10 protein-coding genes are annotated in these 23,428 nt (G+C 64.9%); 6 read left to right on the forward strand and 4 right to left on the reverse strand.

Annotated features, from left to right (window positions below; genetic code table 11):
* Positions 1–365, forward strand: a 365-nt coding sequence (locus tag AB1384_07800) for a hypothetical protein (protein ID MEW6554171.1), incomplete at its 5' end; no start/stop codon positions are given.
* Between the two features lie 75 nt (positions 366–440).
* Here AB1384_07800 and AB1384_07805 read toward each other — a convergent pair.
* The gene (locus AB1384_07805; protein MEW6554172.1) at positions 441–2,138 is read right to left on the reverse strand and encodes an AMP-binding protein; all 1,698 of its coding nucleotides are present in this window, start codon (positions 2,136–2,138) and stop codon (positions 441–443) included.
* 477 nt (positions 2,139–2,615) lie between these two features.
* Here AB1384_07805 and AB1384_07810 point away from each other — a divergent pair, with 477 nt between their 5' ends.
* Complete coding sequence (locus tag AB1384_07810) at positions 2,616–6,245, forward strand: DUF5719 family protein (GenBank protein MEW6554173.1); 3,630 nt, start codon at positions 2,616–2,618, stop codon at positions 6,243–6,245.
* 240 nt (positions 6,246–6,485) lie between these two features.
* On the opposite strand, the gene AB1384_07815 is transcribed toward AB1384_07810, so the two are convergent.
* Positions 6,486–8,951 (reverse strand): YCF48-related protein, encoded by a 2,466-nt coding sequence (locus AB1384_07815; GenBank protein MEW6554174.1) that lies wholly within the window; start codon positions 8,949–8,951, stop codon positions 6,486–6,488.
* Between the two features lie 441 nt (positions 8,952–9,392).
* Between AB1384_07815 and AB1384_07820 the strand changes: the two genes are divergently transcribed.
* The 3 genes from AB1384_07820 (at position 9,393) to AB1384_07830 (ending at position 17,951) form a co-directional block, all read left to right on the forward strand.
* Positions 9,393–11,834 (forward strand): hypothetical protein, encoded by a 2,442-nt coding sequence (locus tag AB1384_07820; protein MEW6554175.1) that lies wholly within the window; start codon positions 9,393–9,395, stop codon positions 11,832–11,834.
* Positions 11,835–11,966: 132 nt separating this feature from the next.
* On the forward strand, positions 11,967–14,870 hold the full coding sequence (locus tag AB1384_07825; protein ID MEW6554176.1) for a DUF5719 family protein: 2,904 nt from the start codon (positions 11,967–11,969) through the stop codon (positions 14,868–14,870).
* A 210-nt stretch (positions 14,871–15,080) separates the two neighbouring features.
* Complete coding sequence (locus tag AB1384_07830) at positions 15,081–17,951, forward strand: DUF5719 family protein (GenBank protein MEW6554177.1); 2,871 nt, start codon at positions 15,081–15,083, stop codon at positions 17,949–17,951.
* A gap of 544 nt (positions 17,952–18,495) precedes the next feature.
* On the opposite strand, the gene AB1384_07835 is transcribed toward AB1384_07830, so the two are convergent.
* Positions 18,496–20,445, reverse strand: a complete 1,950-nt coding sequence (locus AB1384_07835; protein MEW6554178.1) for a DUF5719 family protein — start codon at positions 20,443–20,445, stop codon at positions 18,496–18,498.
* On the reverse strand, positions 20,446–21,054 hold the full coding sequence (locus AB1384_07840; GenBank protein ID MEW6554179.1) for a hypothetical protein: 609 nt from the start codon (positions 21,052–21,054) through the stop codon (positions 20,446–20,448).
* A gap of 206 nt (positions 21,055–21,260) precedes the next feature.
* Between AB1384_07840 and AB1384_07845 the strand changes: the two genes are divergently transcribed.
* The gene (locus AB1384_07845) at positions 21,261–23,348 is read left to right on the forward strand and encodes an IPT/TIG domain-containing protein (GenBank protein MEW6554180.1); all 2,088 of its coding nucleotides are present in this window, start codon (positions 21,261–21,263) and stop codon (positions 23,346–23,348) included.
* Positions 23,349–23,428: the final 80 nt, after the last annotated feature.

The following is a 23,428-nucleotide window of genomic DNA, read 5'->3' on the forward strand; positions in this document are numbered from 1 at the left end:
CCACCGTGGTGGAGGCCACCGAGGGACAGGTGGTGTGCGAGCGCTCCATGTACGGGGACGGGCGCACCTGGGCCCACGACTCCGTGGGGGCGACGGCGCCCGCCGCCTCCTGGTACCTGGCCGAGGGAGCGACGGGCGGGGGTTTCGAGACCTATATCCTTGTGCAGAACCCCGGGGATACGGAGGCGGCGGTCACCATAACCTATATGACCGATTTCGCGAGGCTCGAGGGGCCGTCGCTCACCCTGGCCCCGCGGAGCAGGTGCACGGTGAACGTGAACGCCGAGCTGACCACCTACTACGTATCCGCCATGGTCACCTCGGACCAGCCGGTGGTGGTGGAGCGGGCCGTCTACTACCGCTAGGGGGCCGTATCTTCGCTCTTCGGTTAATCGATTGTCTGCCGGAAAAGCGAAGGGTGAAGATACGACCCCATCCGCCTACGCCATTTCTCTGCGCATCAGGTCCTTGAGTTCGCGCTTGAGGACCTTGCCCACCGCGCTCACCGGCAGGGTGTCCATGAACTCCAGGACCTTGGGCACCTTGTAGGGGGCAACGGTTTCCTTCAGGTAGGCGAGGATTTTCTCCCGCTCTTCGTCGCTCTTCTCGATGCCCGGCTTGAGCACCACCGCGGCTATCACCCGCTCCGAGCCCGGCCGGTTGGGGTCGGGGAAACCGAAGGAGGCGGCCATATCCACGTCGGGGTGCTTCATCAGCTCGTCGTCCAGCTCGCGGGTGAAGACCTTGAAGCCCGAGACGATGACCATGTCCTTCAGGCGGTCCACCACGTAAACGTAGCCGTCCTCGTCCATGCGCCCCAGGTCGCCGGTGTGCATCCAGCCGTCGCGGATGGCGTTGGCGGTCTCCTCGGGCTTGTTGTAGTAGCCTTTCATCACTTCCGGTCCGCGCACGCAGATCTCGCCCGTCTCGCCCAGGGGCACCGTCTCCCCCGTCTCGGGGTCGGTGAGCTTGAACTCCGTGTCCGGATACGGCAACCCCACCGAGCCCACCTTCTTCACTCCGTAGCGCGGGTTGCAGACGCTTACGGGCGAGGTCTCGGTCATGCCGTACAGCTCGATGAACTTGTTCTCGCCGACAACCGATTCCATGTCCGGGATGCTCTCCGGCGGGAAGGGGGCGGCGCCGCTGATGCAGTAGCCGACGTTGCTGAAGTCCAGGGCCCGGAACTCCGGCTTCTTCAGCAGCTCGTAGAAGATAGTGGGGACATTGATGAGTGAGGTGGGCTTGTGCTTGTCGATGGCGCCGATGATGAAGTCCAGGTCGCGGGGGTTGGGCACGCAGATCTGGCCCATGCCCCCCTGCAGCAGGCCCGCGGCCATGGCCAGCCCGGCCATGTGGAACATGGGGAAAGCCGAGATGCCCACCTCGCCGTTGCAGCCGGGCTCGTCCGCCCAGGTGAGGGTCTGCTGGCAGTTGGCCATGAAGTTGCGCTGGGTGAGCACCGCGCCCTTGGAGGGTCCGGTGGTGCCGCCGGTGTACATGATGAAGATGGTGTCGTCCATGGTGCGCGGGACCAGGACATCGTCCTCGGGCATGTCCGCGATGGCGTCCATGAACGAGATGACCGTCTTGCCGGGGACCTCCTGCACCTGCACCGGGGGGAAGTCCCCGGGCATGTAGTCGGTGGTGCCGGCCACGATGACCGTGGTGAAGGGGCACTTGTCGGCCACCGCGGCGAGGGCCGGGAAGAGCAGGTCCATGGTGAGCACGGCTTTGGCGCCCGAGTCGTTGAGCTGGTGCTCCAGCTCGTAGGGGGTGAGCAGGGGGCTGATCCCCGTGGAGACGCAACCCGCCTTCTGCACCGCCACCATGCCGATATAGTTGGCCGGGATGTTCAGGGCGTGCAGGCCCACCACGTCGTCGGGCTGGAGGCCTATCTTCAGGAAGTAGGCGGCCAGCTGGTTGGAGAGGCGGTCCACGTCCCTGAAGGTGAGGATGGTGTCCATATAGATGAGGGCCCGGTTGTCCCCCACCTTCTCCGCCACCTCCTTGAACTTCACGTTGAAGGGCTTGTTATCGTAATCGAGGAACTCGGGGACGTGCGGGTCGTAGCTCTTGAGCCAAGGTTTTGAGGCGTAGACGTCGTCATACTGCCCTTTCGGTTCGGTGCCGGACATGTGAAAACCCCCTTGTTTGATCCGTCTGGACCTGCCTGACCTGCCTGCGTTCGATCGCAACGGAGCACGTAACAGCACGGCTGGAACAGGAATGCTGTGACTGTTGCCGGAATGCCCCGCTCGATCGGTTATGGTATGAATTCTACCACAGGCCAGTGGGGTCGCAATCCTCACTCTTCATTTTTTTGACAGACAATCGCATTATTAAGAGTAGAGATACGACCCCTTAATTGAAGAGTGGAGATACGACCAACGCCGAGTGATAGAATGTAGGACAGTGGATACGTAAGGGTCAACAGCGGGGCGAACAGTCATTCTCCACTTCTGGGCACACGCCTCCCCACGAGGATCCAATCGATCTGAAATGCGCGAGCAGAGGGGGACGGACTTTCGTAGGGCCTCAGGGTCGGGCTTCGACATATGCTCAGGCAGATTTTGAGGCTTGACCCCGATGCCCGGGGTGAAAGGAGAGACACGATGCCGGTTATACGCCTTCCTGGCCGTGGAAAGACCTTCCTGCGCAACCTGTTCATACTCCTGGTGACGTCGGTGCTTCTTGCGGCCCCCGGGGTCGCCCTGTCCGCGGGGGCCGGCGCCCCGGACAGCGTCGTGGCAACTGTAACCGGCACCCCGGTCTACCCTGCCGCCGCCCAGGACAGCGTCCGGCCCGGCCTCGCGGTCCCCGGCCCGCCCGCCGTATCCTCCGGAAACGGTATCGCCGAGGAGTTGGGCCTGTCGCGCCCCTATTACGCTCCCGAGGTGGAGCATGCGTCATCGCCGGAGGGGGAGGGGGAGGAGGCCCTGGAGCGCATCGCGCAGCGCCTCCCCGCGGAACTGCTGCCGCAGTCGCTGCTGCCGCGGGGCAAAGGCGCCGGGGGGGCAGCGGGGGAAGAGGGCTCTTCCACCACGGCGGAAGCCGAGAGCGCCCCCGCCACGGAGGACGGCGATTTCACCGCCGCGGGCACCGGAGGCTGGGCGGCGCTCACCCGTCCCTACCTGCCCGCCGCCGACCCCAGCATCTATTACGGGGTAAGCTCTTACTCCGGGGTGCTCGACGGCAGCGGCAGGATGCACTTCATCTACGGCAAGAGCCGGCGCACCGATATCTCCCTTCCTCCAGACGGGGCTGGCTTCCGGTTGGAATACCTGCAGGATATCCTGTACTGCACCTACGCCGGGGGCGCGTGGGACGTGCCCCGCAACATAACCAGCGTGTCGAGCCCGTGCAGTTCCACCCCCGTCTTCTACGAGGTGGACGACCGCGGCTACTTGCACATCGTCTTCACCGCCTGGATATGGGGACGCGATTCCACCCGCCCCGCCGGAGAGTACGGCGCCTACCAGCACGAGCAGGAGAACCTATGGTACCGCTATATATCTCCCGACGGCTTCATGAGCGACCCCCGCCGGCTCACGGACTTCAGCGGCAGCTGGGGCCTGCAGGGAGCCAATTTCACCCTGCGGGGGAACCGCCTCTGCGGCGTCTATACCGCGGTGCGCAACAACGAGACCGCCCCTTCCTCCTACCGGGCCGTGGAGGGCTTCGTGGAGGGGTACCTGGACGCGTGGCAGCCCGCCGTACAGCTCGCCGCCTGGGACTTCAACGACGACCCCGGCCAGCTGCAACCCCAGTACTGGCCCTCCATCGACGTCTCGGGGATGGGAGGAGAGGTGACCGTGGTCTATGGGGTACGCACCGTATCACCCATCTTGTTCACCGCCAAGATCGACGTTTACGGCTGCGTGCGCGGCGCGGGTGCGGGTGCGGTATGGTCCACGCCGCGCAACATCTCGAGCGCGGCCGGCAACGAGGGCTGGCTGCCCCTGTTCGTCTTTTACAGGGACGGCGCGGACTTCGCCACGGCGTGCACTTTCCGTATGACCATGGCAAGGGACGCCGCCCACCCTCCCCGCGAGGACGCCTTCCTCATCTACCAGTACGGCGGCGTATGGCAGGCGCCGGCCAACATCACCCGCGTCGCAGCCCAGCAGGACGGCTCGTACTTCAACCTCGATCTCGACTCCTTGCAGAACCTTCACTTCTGCTACATGGTGGCCAGCTACGCATGGACAGGCGCCTCATGGGAACCCCAGGGAGCGGATCTCAGGTACACCCGCGAGACGGGGGCGGGGCTGTCCGCCCCGGCGACCATCCTCACCTATTCTCACCAGAGATACTTCCAGGAGATCACCATGGCCATGGACCGTGACGGCAACTCGCACGTTCTCTTCTCGGCCTATATGTATGACGGCGTAACCACTTGGAACAACAACATCGGCCATGCCACCAACGCCCCCGGGGGAGATCCCGGCAGCTTCACCCCTCCCACCCTCATCAGGCCGAACACGGCCTACAGCATCTACGGCCTGACCGCGAGCGCCTTCCCCGACGGCGACGTACTGGCCTCCTGGTTCGAGAGGGGCTTCGACGGCGGAGGAAACCCGGTTTACGGGCGGATGTACTCCCGCCACCGCGACGGGGACACGTGGGGCGACGCCCTGGTGGTCTCCTCCGTCCCCGGCAGCAGCGACATCCTGCATGTCGAGGCCGCATACTGGCCGAGCCACGAGAACACGACCATGAGCGACACGGGCGAGCAGCAGGCGGTCTTCGAGACCGCGAAGTACGACATAGTGGGCGGCACCTGGTACGACTTCCGCAAGTACTTCACCGAGACCGTTAACGGCGTCTGGACCACACCGCAACTCATCGCGGGCGGCGGCCTCAGCGGCGGGGAGCCCGCACTCTATGCCGACGGCGGCCAGCGCTATTTCGTGCTCTACACCATGATGGACCCGGCCACCGGCAAGGATCTGCCCTACGCCACCCGGCAGCCCGAGCCCTCGCCCCCCGCCTCCACTTATTTCTTCGCCGAGGGCACCACCAGGGACGGCTTCGAGGAATGGCTGTGTATCCAGAACGCCGGGGAGGAAGAGACCACCGTGACCATCACCTACATGCTGGAGACGGGCATCAACGTGGACCAGGTGCTCCCCGTGCCCGCCCACTCCCGCATGACCGTCAACGTCAACGAGGCCGTGGGGCCGGAGCACGACGTCTCGGCGCGCGTGGCGGCTGACGGGTTCATCGTGGCCGAGCGGCCCATGTACTTCCGCTACGGTCCGGCCGGCTGGACGGGAGGACACTGCGTGATAGGGGCCCGTAACACCAGCCGCCGGTGGTTCTTCGCGGAGGGGACCACGCGCGGCGGCTTCGCCGAATACCTCACGCTGCAGAACCCCTCGGACGAGGTCGCGCACGTGGACATCACCTACGTGCTGGGGGGAGGCACCACCGTGCCGGGCGCCCTCGACATCGCCCCGCGCAGCCGGGCCACGGTGGACGTGAACTCCGCCGTGGGCCCGGAACAGGACGTGTCCCTGGTGGTGGAGAGCGACACCGCCGTGGTGGCGGAGCGGCCCATGTACTTCGACTACCGCGGCATGACCGGCGGCCACTGCGAGGTGGGCAGCACCTCCCTGTCCCAGAGCTGGTACTTCGCGGAGGGATGCACGCGCAGCGGCTTCGACACCTACATCTGCCTGCAGAACCCGTTCGCCGTGGACGCGGTGGCCAACCTCACCTTCGTCCTGGAGGACGGCACCACAGTGCCGCAGCCCGTGCCCGTGCCCGCCACCAGCCGCCAGACGCTGCGGGTCAACGACGTGGTGGGGCCCGGGAGGGACGTGTCCACCGTGGTGGAGTCGGACAGCCTGCTGCTGGTCGAGCGGCCCATGTATTTCCTGTACGGCGGCACCTGGCCGGGAGGGCACGTGGCCGCGGGCGTGAGGGCGCCCAAGAACACGTGGTTCTTCGCCGAGGGGACGACGCGGGCCGGCTTCCAGGAGTGGCTCTCGCTTCAGAACCCCGGCGAGGTGGACGCGAACGTCACCCTGTCGCTGCTGCTGGACGGAGGCACGGTGCGGGACGTGGGCGTTTCAGTGCCCGCCCATTCCAGGACCACCGTGGCCGTGCACGCCATCGTGGAGCCGGAACGTGACATCTCGGTGGTGGTGAAGAGCGACCGCGCGATCGTGGCGGAGCGGCCTATGTATTTCCTCTACCGGGATAAGTGGCCCGGCGGCCACGTGGTCCCCGGTCTGTAGGCGGGACCAGGCCTGGGGGTCAAGCCTAAAAATCGCAGGCCTGAAAGGCCTGGGGGTCAACCCCAAAAATCGGCCCGGCCGAAAATCAGGCGTGACCCCAAGGCCCGGCCCAGCATCATCCATGGCGCGCGCTTGTGGAGGGCCGTATGTGCTTAGGTTGCCACGCTTCGTTCGCTTCCTCTCAATCCGCTCGCAATGACGGAGAATGTCACATGTCAGGGGCTGACCCCATCGACCCCGTTAGGGGGTGGAGCCCATGACGCAGTGGCCGCCGGTCCAGCCGGGTCCGTAAGAGAAGTACATGGGGCGCTCACAGATAACCGGCGCATCCGAAGTGACCATGGCGGAAACGGTCCGTCCCGGTCCCGCGTTGTCCGGCCCGTTCACATAGGCGGTGAACCGGCTGAAAGCGGCGATGGTCGGTTGCTTGCACACGATAGGGTCCCCGCTCTCCGTGAAGTAGGTGATGGTCACCTCAGCGGGCAGGTTCCCGGGATTCTGGATGCAGATCCAATCCTCGAAGCCCGTTCCAGTGTAACCTTCCGCGAAGAACCAGGTGCGGGCGAACGCGGTGGCCCCGGCGACACAGTGGCCCCCGGTCCAGGAGTGCGGCCCCATGCCTGAGTAGTCGAAGTACATGGGGCGTTCGGCCAGGAAGTCCTGGTAGCAGATGAGCATAACGGATACGTCCTTGCCACCCCCCACTCCCTCGGGGCCTGGGCTGTTCACGTACACCGTCTTTCTGCCGTTGGCGGGCACCGTGTAGATGCCGCCGATGGGATAGGGGCTCCCCTGCCCTTCTCCCAACATGTAAAAGGCATATACGGTGATCTCGAAACCGTTAGGATTCTGAAGGATGAGGTACTCGTCGAAGCCCTCCCTGGTGCAACCCTCGGCGAAGAGGTAATCGGTAGACAACTCGGTGGCACCTATGACGCAATGGCCTCCTGTCCATCCCGGTGCGCCGTAACCGGTGTAGTTGAAGTACATGGAACGCTCGGCCACCACCGGCTGCGTGGACTCCAGGTCCAGCGAAGCCTCGTAAGCCCCGCCTAAGAGCTCGTTTACCCTGAAGGTCCTGCGGGAATGGCCGGGCACCGTCTTTCCCGCTACCACCCTCTCCCCCTCCCCCTGGACCTGGAAACGGAAAGTGAGGTCCGCATCCGCGCCCCAGGGGTTCAGGACGCACAGGTATTCATCGAATCCCGGCCCCGTATATCCCTCGGCGAAGTACCACTCGTTGGCGGGCGCGGGAGCACCCATCACATCGTGGCCGCCCGTCCAGTGCCCGCCCGCTCCGGTGTAATCGAAATACATAGGCCGCTCGGCGACGATGGGCCAGTCGGCCTCGCACTCCATCGCGACATGCTTGCCCGCGCCGACCACCTGGTTGACGTTCACGGTGAGGCGGGACTCGGCCGGCACCGTATATGCCTCCTCCTGGGTACCGCCGCCCTCGAACATGTAAGTGACCCTAGCGGTCGTATCGTTTGTTCCGAAATTGCCAAGGCACAGGTATTCCTGGAAGCCGGCCCCCGTATGGCCCTCGGCGAAATAGTATGTTTGCGGGCGCGCGAATGACACGGCCTGCAGCGCGATGTCCAGCTCCAGCTGCTTCACCCAGGTCTCGCCGCCGTCGGAAGTGTGCTCGACGATGCCGGCGGGTACGCTGGTGCCTCCTGCAGGCCCGGCCGCCCAGGCGGTGTCCGCATCCAGGGCATCGATGCTTACCAGGTAGTAGCTGTACTTGCCGGCGGCCGCCTGCTGCTGCACGAAGTCCCTGGCGTTGTCGGAGCGGTAGATGCCGTCGGCGTCTGTGACCACCCACACGACGTTGTCGCCGATGGTGGTGACGCCGTTGGTGTCGAAGAAGGCCACGAGGATCTGCCCCGTCCAGGAGGCGCCGTTGTCGTCGGTATGGATGACCGAGGCGGTCGTGCTGCCCAGGGCGCCAGCCGATGCGATCCAGGCGGTGTCGTAATCGGAGGCGTGCACGTCCAGCAGAGCCGCATCGGGCACTTCGGCGGCCGAGCCCTTGCGCTGCCAGCTCGCCCCACCGTCCTCGGTACGGAAGATGGTGCCGTAACCCCCGTAGGTGTCGCCGGTCACCCAGACGTTGTCCGCGTCCAGGGCGTACACCCCCTGCAGCAGGACCGGGGGGATGTCGGCGGTCTGCTTCTGGGTCCAGGTGGCGCCACCGTCGGCGGTGAAGAGGATGACGCCCGGCGTTCCCACCACCCAGGCGGTGTCGCGGTCCACCGCGCTTATCTTGCCCAGGCCGACGTCGGGGATGGTCGCGGGCGAGCCCTGGCGCTCCCAGGTGGCGCCGCCGTCCTCGGTGCGCAGGATGGTGCCGTAACCGTTCGCGCTCTCCCCCACCGCCCAGCAGGTGAGGGGGTCTATGGCGGCCACGGCCTGGAGCGGCGCGTCGGGGATGGTCGCGGGCGAACCCTGGCGCTCCCAGGTGGCGCCGCCGTCCGTGGAGCGGAAGATGGCAGCGTAGCCGGAATCGCTCTGCCCCACCACCCAGCCCACGTAGTGCTCGGCGGCCTGTGGGCCCGCTTGTGCTTGCGCGGCCTGCGCCTGGGTGGCCGTCGGGGTATCCGCCGCGATGCTCGGCTGGTCGGCGAGGGGGAGTGCACTCCCCGCGGGTGTCGACGTCACCCCCATGGTCAGGATGAGCACGCCAAGAAAAAGCGTTATCACCAACAGCCTGGCTCGAGCATCGGCCGAGGGGTCACGCCCGGAAATCGGCCTGGGCTTCAGATCAAGCCTGGGATCATATCTGCGGGACCTGGACGACATCATCAGCCCCCTTCTTTCTCTTCGAACTACCGCTCCTCCCCGGCAACCCGATTATCTCACACTAAGACCTTTCCAACCGCGTGGCCGAGTCCAGGGACGCGGTGCCGGTTAATCGGCTAGTCCCAAACGGGCATGTCGCGGTGTCCTATGCTTGCGGATGAGTCGATAGCGGCCGATCTCCGGGCGTGACCCCTCGGCCGAACCTGCTCGGCCAACCTCCGGCCGATCTCCGGGCGTGACCCCTCGGCCGAACCTGCTCGGCCGTATAAATAAAGGCGTCTTGGGATATATATCTAATGTATGCTTGGATAGATATGCCTTTCTTGACTTCGGGGGTGAGGGATGATGCGTAAGACCTTGCGGAAGACCACAGTGATGCTCTGCGTCCTGCTGTTTTTGCCGGGGCTCCTCATGGTCGCGGGCACCCAGGCCGCCCTGGCCCCGCCCGTCCCCTTCTACTGGACCAGCACCGGGGGCGGGGCCGGGTTCAGCACTGTGGGCCAGTTCGCCTATGACCCCGTGCACGATGTGCTCTACGCGGCCACCTGGGGGACCGGGGTGTGGCGCTGCGAGGCCCCCCGCGCCGCCTCGCCCACCTGGGTCGACATGGGCATCGACGCCAGCGCATCCATCTCTTTCCAGGTCGCCTACGACAGCGCCCACGACCTCCTCTATGTCGGCACTCTAAGCGGCCTGTGGCGCTGCTCCAACCCTTCCTCGGCATCCCCTTCCTGGACGCAGCCCCAGGGCATTACCTACGGCGCCCAGGTCGACACCATGGCCTACGACCCCGTGCACGATGCGCTCTACATCGGCTTCTTCGACAGCGCCTCGGTGACCTACGAGGGGGCTTGGCGCTGCGACAATCCGCGGGCGGCGACCCTTGCCTGGACCGATATCAGCGCCGCCTCTCCCGTGGGTGGGTACCGCATCGACAGCCTCGCCTACGACGCCTCCACCAACCTCCTCTACGCCGGGTGCAGCCTCGTGAGCATTGTCCCCCCCACCGCCGACGGCAAGGGGGTGTGGCGCTGCTCCGGTCCCGATTCCGCCTCGCCTGCGTGGACCGACACCGGCACCGGAACCATCGACACCTACATCGTCACTCACCTGGCCCTCGACCCGCTGGGCGATCACCTCTATGCGTCCCCGGAATTCAACGGGGTATGGCGTTGCGACAACGCCAGCGGCACGCCTTCCTGGAGCGACATGGGCGGTGGGTTCGGCGGAAGCGCCATCGAGGACCTGGCCTACGACCCCAACAACAACGCGCTGTATGTCTGTATGTTCATCGGGAACGGGGTGACGCAGTGCCTGGCCCCCGATACCGCACCCGTCTGGCAGCCCACCGGAGGTGCCATCGCGACCTTCGCCGTCAATGCCCTGGCCATCGATCCCTTCAACTTCGTGCTCTACGCCGACTGTTTCGACATTGGGACTTATACCGAGCAAGACGTCTACCGCGCCTGGGTCGACCCCGCTTCCCACTGGTATTTCGCCGAGGGCTACACCGGGGCCGACTTCCAGGAATACCTCTGCCTGGGCAACCCCGGCACCGCCCCTATCACCGCCAGGGTCACCTACCTCTTCCCGGACGGGACCTCGCAGTCGTCCTACTACAGTGTCCCCGCCTCTTCCCGTACCACCGTGGACGTCAACGACGAGGTAGGCCCCAACAGAGAGGTCTCCATGTTCATCTCCTCTTCGGATCCCGGATTGATAGCCGAGCGCCCCATGTACTTCTCTTACGGCCCCGGCTGGACGGGGGGACACGATGCCGTGGGGGCGGAGTGGGCTTCGAGCGCGTGGTATTTCGCCGAGGGCTATACCGGCCCCGGCTTCGACGAGTGGTTATGCGTGCTCAACCCAGGGGGCGAACCGGCCCACCTGCGCTTCCGCTTCCAGACCCAGACCGCGGGGGAGATCATCCCTGCCTTCCAGACCGTACCTCCCTACTCCCGTGCCTCCTTCTCGGCCAATTCCCTGCTGGGCGGGGTGACCTATGAGACCTCGCTGCTGCTGGAGTCGGACTTGCCGGTGGTGGCAGAGCGCCCCATGTACTTCGATTACCTGGGAGGCAACCCGGCTGCGCCCAAGCACTGGACGGGGGGCCACTGCGTCATGGGCGCGACGGGACTGGGCACCGATTACTACTTCGCCGAGGGCTACACCGGGCCGGGCTTCGATGAGTACATCACCATCCAGAACCCCTTCGGGGCTCCGATCACGGTTGATGCGGAATACCAACTGGGCCCGGGACAGGGCGGCCCCGTGAACAAGTCCTACACCGTGCCCGCCAACGCAAGGAGGACGGTGTACGTTAACGGCCCCGAGGGGGTCGGGAACAACATGAACGTCTCGGTGCACCTCACATCGGCTGACGTGTTCCTGGCGGAGAGGCCCATGTATTTCAACTACCGGAGCATGTGGACGGGAGGACATTGCGTGATCGGGTCGCGTTTCCTCAGGACCGACTGGTTCTTCGCGGAGGGCTACACCGGGAGCGGTTTCGACGAGTATCTTTGCATTCAGAACCCCAATCCCACAGCGGCGAACGTCACTATAACCTACTATCCCGAAGGGGGCGGTACGCCCATCATCAGGCCACATCCGCCCATAGCCGCCAATTCCCGCTACACCGTCGGCGTGAACAGCGACGCCAGGGCGAACCTGTCGCTCTCGGCCAAGGTGGTCTCCGACCAGCCGGTGGTGGTGGAACGCCCCATGTACTTCGATTTCTTCGGCTGGACCGGCGGCCACGACGTCGTAGGCTACGCCCCCTAGTGGGGTCAGCCCCTGACATGTGACATAATAAAAATCTGTAAACAGCCACCGGGGAGAGAGAATGTCACATGTCAGGGGCTGACCCCATCGACTTACCATGATAGGGTGCCTCATTGATGAAAGGAGACGGTGATGCGGGCGAGAACGGGTGGCCATAGACCGCGGGCGGTGGCGGTGTTCCTCCTCGCCGCCTCCCTGCTGTGGGTGTGGACGGGGGCGGCACCGGCCGCGACGGGCGACCTCCTGTGCTGCTCCACGACGCAGGGGGGAGAGCTGGGGGACGCCGGCAGCTACTACCCTGCCATCAGCGCGGACGGCAGGTACGTGGCCTTCTACTCCAGCGCCGAGAACCTGGTGCCGGACGACGACAACGCGGCGAAGGACGTATTCCGCAAGGACCTGCGGACCGGCGCCATCGTGCGCTGCTCCACCGACGCCAACGGGGACCAGGTGAGCGGCGCCAGCGCCTTCCCCTCCATCAGCGCGAACGGCCGCTACGTGGCCTTCGCGTCGGAGGCGGCCACCCTGGTGCCCGGGGACGGCAACGGCATGCAGGACATCTTCCGCAAGGACCTGCAGACCGGCGCCGTCCTCCTCTGCTCCAGCGACGCCGCCGGCAACGAGGGGAACTTCTCCAGTGATGCGCCCTCCATCAGCGCGGACGGCAGGTACGTAGCCTTCAAGTCCGACGCCAACAACCTGTTGGGGACCGGGAACGACACCAACGGGTTTGGCGATATCTTCCGCAAGGACCTGCAGACGGGGGCCATCGTGAGGTGCTCCACTGACGCGGCGAACGGCGAGGGCAACAACGCCAGCTATGGGTCATCCATCAGCGCCGATGGCCGCTACGTAGCTTTCGAATCCAACTCCACCGACCTCGTGCTGCCCAATGCCAACACCTTCAGTGATATCTACCGCAAGGACGTCCAGACCGGGGCCATCGTGAGGTGCTCCACCTCTTCCGGCGGAGCCGAGGGAGACAACGGGGGCAGCTCCTATGCCATGATCTCCGCCGACGGCAAGTTCGTGGCCTTCGAGTCCGACGCCACCAACCTGGTGGGCGGAGACGGCAACAACACCCGCGACGTCTTCCGCAAGAACCTGCAGACGGGAAACATGGTGCGCTGCTCCGTTGATGCTTCCGGTGCCGAGGACGGCAACGCCTCCTACAACGCCGGCATCAGCGCGGACGGCAGGTACGTGTCCTTCCATTCCGCCAACGACGGCTTCGTCCCGAACGACGACAACGCGACAACCGACGTGTTCCGCAAGGACCTCGAGACCGGCGCCATCGTGCGCTGCTCCACCGCCCCCGGGGTCGGCGAGGGCGACGGCTACAGCGGACAGGCCGTGATCAACGCCGACGGCAAGTACGTGGCCTTCGTCTCGGAGGCGGCCAACTTCGTGGACGGGGACACCGCCGGGGACGACGTCTTCCGCAAGGAACTGGCCTTGCCGGTGCCGGTACTGACCTCCATCGACCCCACCTCCGGCGAAACGGGTGATGCGGTGACCCTGGACGGGCAGGACTTCCGCGCCACGCGGCTCCCGGGGTCCTACGTATCCTTCGGGGACACGCGGGCGACACAGTACATATCGTGGTCGGACACCGAGATCGTGTGCCGGGTGCCGGCGGGCGTGGGCGGCACCGTGCCGGTGACCGTGACCACCAGTGGCGGCACCTCCAACGCCGTCGATTTCACCGGCCCCTCCATCACCTTCTACTTCGCCGAGGGTTACACCGGGCCCGGCTTCCAGGAGTACCTGTGCCTGGGCAACCCGGGGCTATCCCCGGTTGATATCACCGTGAACTTCATGTTCAAGGGGGGAGGGGCCCCCATGTCGGAAGATTTCGAGGTGCCGGCGCAGTCCCGCCTCACCCTGGACGTGAACGCGCTGGTGGGCGCGGGTAAGGACGTCTCGATAATGTGCGAGGGCGGCTCCTCCTACGTGGCCGAGCGCCCGATGTACTTCGACTACACGGGGGCGGGAGAGCACTGGACCGGCGGCCACGACGTGGTGGGGGCCTCGGCTCCCAGGACCGCCTGGTACTTCGCCGAGGGCTACACCGGCCCCGGCTTTGACGAGTGGATCTGCGTTCTCAACCCAGGGGACGGGGACGCGGACCTCACCTTCCACTTCCAGACCCCGGGCGGGACGGATATGGCGGTCGGGGGCAAGAGCGTCCCCGCCCACTCACGTGAGACCTTCAAGGCCAACGAGCTGCTGGGCGGTGCCTATGAGGCCTCCCTCAAGCTGGTGGCCTCCGAACCGGTGGTGGCCGAGCGGCCCATGTACTTCGACTACCTGGGGGCTGATCCGGCGGCGCCCAGGCACTGGAGCGGGGGCCACTGCGTCATGGGCGCCCCGGGCCTGGCCACGGAGTATTACTTCGCTGAAGGGTATACCGGGCCCGGCTTCGAGGAGTACCTGACCATCCAGAACCCGGGCGGGGCGGAGATCAGCGTGGAAGCGAAGTATCAACTGGGGCCCGACCAGGGAGGGCCCGTGCACGCCACCTACACCGTGCCCGCCAACGGGCGCCGCACCGTGTTCGTGAACGGAGCCGGGGGAGTGGGAGAGGGCAAGGACGCCTCGGTCCACCTCACCTGCAGCGAGCCGTTCCTGGCCGAACGGCCCATGTACTTCGACTACACCGGATACGGGAACTGGCACTGGAAGGGTGGGCACTGCGTCATCGGGGCCGGTGAGACCTCCCAGACCTGGTTCTTCGCCGAGGGCTACACCGGGCCCGGCTTCGACGAGTACCTGTGCATCCAGAACCCGGGCAGTGTCGATGCGGACGTAACCATCACCTACTATCCCGGTGGGGACGGCGACCCCATCGTCCAGGTGCAGCCGACCGTGGCCGCTAACTCCCGCTACACCGTGTACGTGAACGTCGACGCGGGGGCCGGGCTCTCCATCTCCGCCAAGGTGGACGCGGACCAGCCGGTGATCTGCGAGAGGCCCATGTACTTCAACTTCACCGGACTGGACGGCGGCCACGACGTGGTGGGCTTCATCCCCTGATGGGGTCAGCCCCTGACATGTGACATGCTAGGGCAGGCTCGAGCCTCTGGCTGCTTCTACGCAATACAACGTCACATGTCGGGGGCTGACCCCAGGGGCTACGTCAAGAAATGTCACATGTCAGGGGCTGACCCCATCCCGGCGCACTTGGTCTTCGGGGGTGGTAATATCGAGTTGAAGGTAGGCGACGGGAATCGTAAGGGGGATGTCATGAGAGCGTCATCCAGAGGAGCTTCGCTACTACTGGCCGCGATGGTCCTTTCCGTGCTCGTCACCGGCGGGTGGTTCGCGCTGCTGCCGGAACCCGCCCAGGCAGCTGTCTACACCGTCAACCTGACCTCCGACACCCCCGCCGCACCAGCGCCGGGGATTCCGGGCGAGCTGCGCTGGGCCATCAACTCGGCCAACGCGACCATGGGGGTGGCCGACACCATCACCTTCGCCATCCCCGGAGCGGGACCCCACAAGATACGCCCCACAGCACCCCTTCCCGCCATCATCGACGCCGTGACCATAGACGGTTACACCCAGCCCGGAGCGGCGCCACCCGGCCCCGGCCCCGCGAACATCCTCATCGAGCTGGACGGCACCCTCGCCGGGCCGGCCAACGGGCTCACCTTTCAGTTGGCCGGGGTCAGCGGCAGCGCGGTCAGGGGCCTGGCCATCAACCGCTTCTCGCAGAACGGCGTCTTCCTCCAGGGCGCCATAGGGGTGACGGTCGAGGGCTGCAACATCGGCACCGACACCATCGGCGCCGTGCCGTTGCCCAACGCCTGGAGCGGCATAACGGCCCTGGGCGGAGCCCAGCTCAACGTCATCGGCGGCACCACCGCCGCCAGCCGCAACGTGATCTCCGGCAACCTCATGGACGGGATCACCCTCGACAACTCGCTCAACAACGCGGTCATGGGCAATTACATCGGCACGGACATGATCGGTGGCATACCGGTCCCCAACGGCGGCCACGGCGTCCGCCTCTTAAACAACGCCACCAGCAACGTCGTGGGGGGAAGCGGCGCCACCAGCCGCAACATCATCTCCGGCAACAAGGCCTGGGGCATCACCCTGAACGGCGCCCCCGGCAACAACGTCCTCGCCAACTTTATCGGCACCGATGCCATGGGGGCTGCCCCGTTGCCCAACGTAAGCGGGGGCGTAAACATCGCGAACGGCTCCGACAGCTGCACGGTGGGGGGCCTGCCGGCCACGGCCTGCACCATCTCCTACAACACCGGAGACGGGGTCAAGGTGAGCGGCAGCATTGACTGCGTGGTGCGCTTCAACCAGATCCACAGCAACACCGGCACCGGGGTGCTCATCGCAAACAGGTCCGCCTTCCGCGACCAGATAAGCCAGAACTCCATCTACAATAACGGCGCCCTGGGGATCGACCTCGGGGGAGACGGGGTGACCCCCAACGACGGCAACAATAACAATCCCGCCAAGCCCAACCGCGGTTATAACTTCCCGGTCTTCTCGGCCGCGGAGTTCCCACTGGTCGCGGGGTACGCCTACGTCACCGGGACCGCTCCCCCCAACGCGGTGGTGGAGATCTACCACACCGGGGCCGCTTCGGATCCCAGCGGGCACGGCCAGGGGCAGACCTATCTCACCAGCGTCACCTCCGGCGCGGACGGTTCCTTCTACGCCGTGCCGAACGGCCTCTCAAACGGCGACGAGATAACGGCCATCGCCACCAGCCAGTCGGGGGACCCCGCCGGCGCCAACAACACCAGCGAGTTCTCGCAGAACGCCACAGTGAAGAACGCGGCCTCCACCACCTTCTTTTTCGCGGAAGGGTACACCGGGACGGGGTTCCAGGAATACCTGTGCCTGGGCAACCCGGGGACCATCCCCTTTGACGTCGCGGTGACCTACCTCTTCCCGGACGGCAGCACCCAGACGGACGGCTATAACGTGCCGGCCTTCTCCCGTATCACCGTGGACGTGAACCAGGCGGTGGGAGCGGGCAGGGACGTCTCCATCAAGTGCGAGGGACCGCTCCCCTACATCGCCGAGCGCCCCATGTACTTCACCTACGGGCAAGGGTGGACCGGGGGACACGACGCGGTGGGGGCTTCCGATCCCGCCCAGGAGTGGTACTTCGCCGAGGGATATACCGGTCCCGGTTTCTACGAGTACATCTGCGTGCTCAACCCCGGGAACGACGACGCCGACCTGACCTTCCGCTTTCAGACCCAGAGCGACGAGATAGTGGTGGCGGACAAGGTGGTCCCCGCCCACTCGCGCCAGACCTTCCTGGCCAACGACCTGTTGGACGGGGCCTACGAGGCCTCCCTCAAGCTGGAGTCCACCCAGCCGGTGGTGGCCGAGCGCCCCATGTACTTCGACTACCTGGGCCCCGATGCGGCGGCGCCCCGGCACTGGAACGGGGGGCACTGCGTGATGGGGGCCACCTCCCTGGGCAACGTATACTTCTTCGCCGAGGGTTACACCGGGGCGGGCTTCGACGAATACATCACCATCCAGAACCCCGGCGCCTCCGAGATCACCGTGGAGGCCGAATACCAGCTGGGCCCGGGGCAGGGAGGGCCGGTGACGGCTTCCTACGAGGTCCCCGCTCACACCAGGAGGACGGTGTATGTGAACGGTCCGGAGGGGGTAGGAGAGGGAAAGGACGCCTCGGTGGAGCTGACCAGCGATGACGACTTCCTGGCCGAGCGCCCCATGTATTTCAACTACACCGGTTACGGGGCCCCGGGATGGACGGGCGGCCACTGCGTCATCGGGGCCAGGGATGCCGCCACCCGGTGGTTCTTCGCGGAGGGTTATACAGGGTCGGGTTTCGACGAGTTCCTGTGCATCCAGAACCAGTATCCAGGGGATGCCCAGGTGACCATCACCTACTACCCCGAGGGCGGAGGCCAGCCCATCGTGAAGGATGCCTTCGCCGTGCCGGGAGACTCCCGCGTCACCGTCTACGTCAACGTCGACGCCGGGGAGGGGCTCTCCATCTCCGCCATGGCCACCTCGGACCAGCCGGTGATCGTGGAGAGGCCCATGTACTTCGACTTCTTCGGCATCACCGGCGGCCACGACGTGGTGGGTTACGCCCCCTGAAGGACGATCACCGGGTTCGATCTTATTGCCGATGAAGGCCAGCACCAGGCATCGTAACGGATGAGAATCGGCGCAGGCTGTGGCCTGCCTCGAGGTGCCGAAAAGCGCGTGTTACGGTCGTGTAACAAAAGTCACGGGGGGGTAGTCGATAGCATATATCCTGTGCTAATATGTTCAGTGTCTTCGGGCGGGAGAAGCCCGGTACAACAACAAGACAGGCGAGGCAAAAACATGGACGCGAACATGACTGTCGTCGGAAGCGAGATGCCGAGGAGAGATCCAGCCATCTTCGATGGTTGGATTTTTCTTTTCTGAGGCTGCGGGTTTTCCGTACCGCGACAGTTGATCTCTAGGGGACCCTCATCTCCTAAAGGAAGGGCGCGGGAAACCGCGTCCTTCTGATTTGTAACGGATGTGACGGATGGGGTCAGCCCCTGACTTGTGACGGATGGGTTCAGCCCCTGACTTGTGACATTTCCTGATAATCGAAAGATTTAAGAAACTTGCCCTTGCTGGAAATGTCACATGTCAGGGGCTGATACCATTAGGGGATGAGGCCGACGACGTCGTGGCCGCCCGTCCACCCGGGGCCGTAGTCGAAGTACATGGGGCGCTCGGCCACGATCTCGGGGCCTGCGGTCACCCGCAGGCGCGTCGAGAGCTGGTAACCCGCGCCAGCACTGGCGTTCACCCACACGTTGAGCCTGGCGTGGGCGGGCACAGTGACGGTACGTTCGGGCAGGGGCCCCTCCTCCTGGGTGAAGTAGTCGATGCTCACGGCGGCCTCCGCATCCCCCGGGTTCTGAAGCGTCAGCCACTGCTGGAAGCCGGGCCCGGTATAGCCTTCCGCGAAGAACCACTCCGCCGCGGTGTCCGTGGCGCCGATAACGCAGTGGCCCCCCGTCCACCCCGGCGCCCCGTAGCCGGTATAGTCGAAGTACATGGGGCGCTCGGCCAGGAAAGGACCGGCCGAGGTGAGTTGCACCGAGAGGTCCTTGTTCTCCCCCGCTTCGCTGGGCACGAACACCGTGTGCCTGGTCCCGGGCATCAGAGTATAAGAGGCCTCGATGTTATCCCCCTGCCCCGCCACGGGCTGGTAGACGGCGTCCACGGTGATGGGCATGATGCCGGGGTTCTGGATGGTGATGTACTCGTCGAAGTTGGGCAGGGTGCAGCCCTCGGCAAAATAGTAGCGGTTGGAGAGGCTCGGCACCCCCATGATACAGTGGCCCCCAGTCCAGTGCCTGGGTGCGGCCGGGTCGGGGCCCAGGTAGTCGAAGTACATGGGGCGCTCGGCCACCACCGGCCGGCTGGACTCCAGCCTGAGGGAGGCCTGGTAAGCTCCACCCAGGAGCTGGTTCACAAGAAAAGAGCCTCGGAAGTGAGGGGGCATGCCGATGTCCTCTATGATGATGGGGTCCTCCAATCCTTCGACCTGAAAGATGAAGTCGAGGTCCGTATGCTCGTCCCCGGGATTGAGGACGCAGATCCACTCCTCGAAACCGGGGCCGGTATAGCCCTCCGCGAAATACCACGTATTGGAGAGCGAGGCCGCTCCCGCCGCGTCGTGCCCACCCGTCCAGTGCCCGGGATTCAGCGATGGGGTGTAGTCGAAGTACATGGGACGCTCGACGGAGATGGCCCGGTCGCACTGCACCAGGGCCGCGACGCTCCTCCCCGGGCCCACGGTCCCGTTGACGTCGACGGTGACGCGATAGCCGTGGGGTACGGTGAGGGACTCGCGCTGAGCGCTGCCGTCCTCGAACATGAAGGTGATGGTGGCGTCGGCGTCAAATGCCTCGGGATTGCCCAGGCAGAGGTACTCCTGGAAACCCGTCCCGGTGTATCCCTCGGCGAAATAGAAGTTGTTGGCGGCGGAGAACACCTCTGCCCCGTCTGGCCAGTTGGCGGTGGCGGCGTAGAGAACCGAGCCGTACTCGCACATGGCGTTGATGGGGTTGTTGTTGGCGTTGCCCAGGCCACCGTCGGCCTCGGGGTACCAGCCGGCGACGTCCGTGCGCCAAACCTGGGCGCCAGTTGCTCCGGTGCGAATGGTACCCGCGTAAAGATAAGTTCCGTAGGATACCAGGGACTTCACGGCGATGTTGCCGGTGTCGCCGAAACCCGGGCCGGAATCGCCGGGCAATGCCGGTCCCGCCGTCATGTTCCAGCCCGCGCCCGCGTATTGCCACACCTGGCAGCCGTCGGGGTTGAAGGTGCCCACGTAAAGGCTGGAGCGATGCTCGGCCATGGCGTATGCGATCTGGTTGTGTTCGTAGCCGAAGCCCGGTCCCGTGCCGAAGGTGCCGGCGGGGTCCTGCCCCACCAGCTGGGTCATGGCGGTCCCGCTCCAACGCCATATCTCGCAGCCATCGGCTGAATTACGGGTGCCCACGAACAGCGCTTCGGTATCCGTGCCCAGGGGATCGCTATAGACGACCATGGACTGGATGGCAAGGTTGTCGGGATTTCCCAGACCGGGTCCCAGGGCCATTTATTGATCGAAATCGATGCCGTCGTAGCGCCACAGTTCGCAGCCATCGTCGTTGGAGGTGCCGATGTAGAGGAAGTCACCGAAAGCGGCCATGGCGCCGATGCTGTAGTTGTCCACGTCGCCGAAACCGGGGTTCCGGCCCACCCCCACCAGTTTCTGGAAGCCGTCGCCGTCGTAACGCCACAGCTCGCAGCCGGTGTTCATGTTAAGGGTCCCCATATATAGGGCGCCCTCGAAGACCGCCATGGCGGTGATGGTATCGTTCTCGATGTTGCCGAAGCCGGGAGAACGGTAGGTTGGCAAGCCCTCCCCTACCAGCATCTCCCACTGCAGGCCGTCGTAGCGGTAGAGGTCGCAGCCGAGCATGTTGGAGGTGCCGGCGTAGAGGGCGCCATCATAGACCTGGAGGGTGTTGATGCTGCCGTTGGCACCGGTGGTGATCCCCCCGGCGGCGACCTGGTTCCAGTCGAGTTCGCTCTCGCCGGGTATAGGCGCGAAGGCAAGCGCCTCGGGCGCATCGAAAGGGGCCCCGGCCGGAAGCGGGAGAAGGGCCATGAGCACACAAAGGATGCCGGCGGACAACGTGCGCCTGAGCCATCTAGATCCCATCGCTCTCTCCCCCCTCTTCCGCGGCCACCAAGCATCCCAGCAAAGCGATTATCTCACAGGTGATGGGGCCGTATCCTCATTCTTCGTTTTCCCGACAGACGATCGGTCAATTGAAGAGTGAAATCACGACTCCAGCGGGACTATAATGTAATGGAAAGCCTGCAGGGCATGCATATAGGGAAAATCGCGGTATGGAGGTATCTATTATGTCATGGATAAACCATCACGGGGGTTGGAAGGCGAAGGCGTTCGTCCTGGGAGCGGTGCTCGTGTTCGCGGGCGGGCTTTTCTTCGCGCTTCCTCACCTGTCCAAGGCCGGGACGGCCCAAGCCCAGGATTCAGGACCCTACGACTACGCGTACAGCTCCATGGGCGGGACCGTTCCTACGTCGGTCTGGTATCTGCCCCTGAACGACGGCAACGGGTCCGAGTCGTTTATCGTGGTATTAAACCCCAACGTCTCCGCGTTCGAATTCGACGTGGACTTCATGACCGCATCGGGTCCGGTCGCCGGCCCCCAGGACCTGAGCGTAGCCGGTGGCTCCCGCCTCACCGTCCTGGCGGAGTCCTACACCAGCGGCCCCGCAAGCGCAAAAATCACGGCCACTGGGTCCGTGGTATGCGACTCCATGGTCTTCGGAAACGACAGGACCTGGAGCTACGGCTCCGTGGGCGCGACCGAATCGGCGAACAGCTGGTACTTCGCCGACGGCTGTACCGCCTGGGGCTTAGAGACCTTCGTGGTCATCCAGAACCCTAATGCGACCACGGCGGAAACGACCACGACCTTGATTACCCCTACCGGAAGCTCGACGAGCAATCACACCGTGCCCGCCAACTCCTGCTACGTTCTGGACACCAGCACGGTGGTGCCGGATTCCGAGATCTCCATCAAGGTGGAGGCGGATGAGCCGGTAGTGTGCGAGCGCACCATGTACGGGAACAGCAGGTCCTGGGCCCATGCCACCGTCGGCTCGACCAACCCCGCGACAACCTGGTACTTCGCGGAAGGAAACGAGAGCAGCAGCTGCGACACCTGGTTGATTGTGCAGAACCCGGGGGTCGCGGAGGTTACGGCCCACCTGTCCTTCATGAACGAAGCGGGCGCGGTCACCAGTGCCGACTTCGCCGTGACCGCGAATTCCCGGATCACCATCGACCCGGGGATGCATGCGACCGGCCGTTTCTCCACCAAGGTGGTAGCCACCGGGGCCGTGATATGCGAAAGGGTGATGTACGCGAGCGACTTTGCCTGGGGGCACTGCTCCATGGGCGTGTACTTTGCGATGAATTCATGGTATTTCGCGGACGGATATACGGGTTACCCATACGAAACCTACGTGCTCATCCAGAACCCCAACACGAGTGCCGTGAATGTCACTCTGACCTTCATGCAGCCGACCGGGAGCACGTACTCCAACATCGTCATCCCCGCCCAGTCGCGCTACACCGTGAACGTCAACCAGGCGGCGCCGAATGCCTACGTTTCGACCAAGGTAGTTGCCAACCTGGTTGTGGTATGCGAAAGGTCTATGTATCATCAGGCACCCAAGCCATCCATCTCCACCATCTCACCCGCCTCCAACGTGATCAACTCTCTGGTAACCATAAGCGGTGACGACTTCGGGGCCACCCGCGGCACCTCCAAGGTGAGGTTCGGGGACGTGGTGGCAACCTACTATGAGTCATGGTCCGATACCCAGATCGTGTGCAAGGTGCCGGCGGGAACGTCCGGGGCGCTAACCGTCACCGTGACCACACCCGCGGGAGAGTCCAACGCTTACCCCTTCAAGGTGCTGCCCCGCCTAGTCAAGCTGGTCCCCAAGTACGGGACGCAGGGGGCCACCATCACCCTGCAGGGCTCGGGCTTCGGGGCCACTCGGGGGACGTCCTACGTGAAGTTCGGGACGGTGAAGGTCACCAACTATATCTCCTGGACCCCCAACGAGATCCAGGTGAAGGTGCCGGCGGGGGCGGCGGGGCTCCTTAACGTCTCCGTGACCACCACGGGAGGCACTTCCAACCTGCTGCCCTTCAAGGTCACCCCCAGGATAACCAAGATCAGCCCCGCCAGCGGACCCGTAGGCACCACCGTGACCGTCACCGGCGCCGGATTCGGGGCCACCCGCGGCACCTCCACGGTGAAGTTCGGGATCACTGCCGTCACATCCTACGTCTCCTGGTCCAACACCCAGATCGTGGTCAAGGTGCCCCAGACCGGAGTAGGCACCAAGGACATCGTGGTCACCACCTCGGGGGGCAAGTCCAACGGTTTCCCATTCACCGTGCTGTAAGTGGTGTAAGCGGGGTCGCATCTTCTCTCTTCACATAATCGGTTGACTGTCGAAAACCGGATAGTGAAGATATGACCCCC

Source organism: Actinomycetota bacterium (assembly GCA_040757835.1).
Classification (GTDB): Bacteria; Actinomycetota; Geothermincolia; order Geothermincolales; family RBG-13-55-18; genus SURF-21.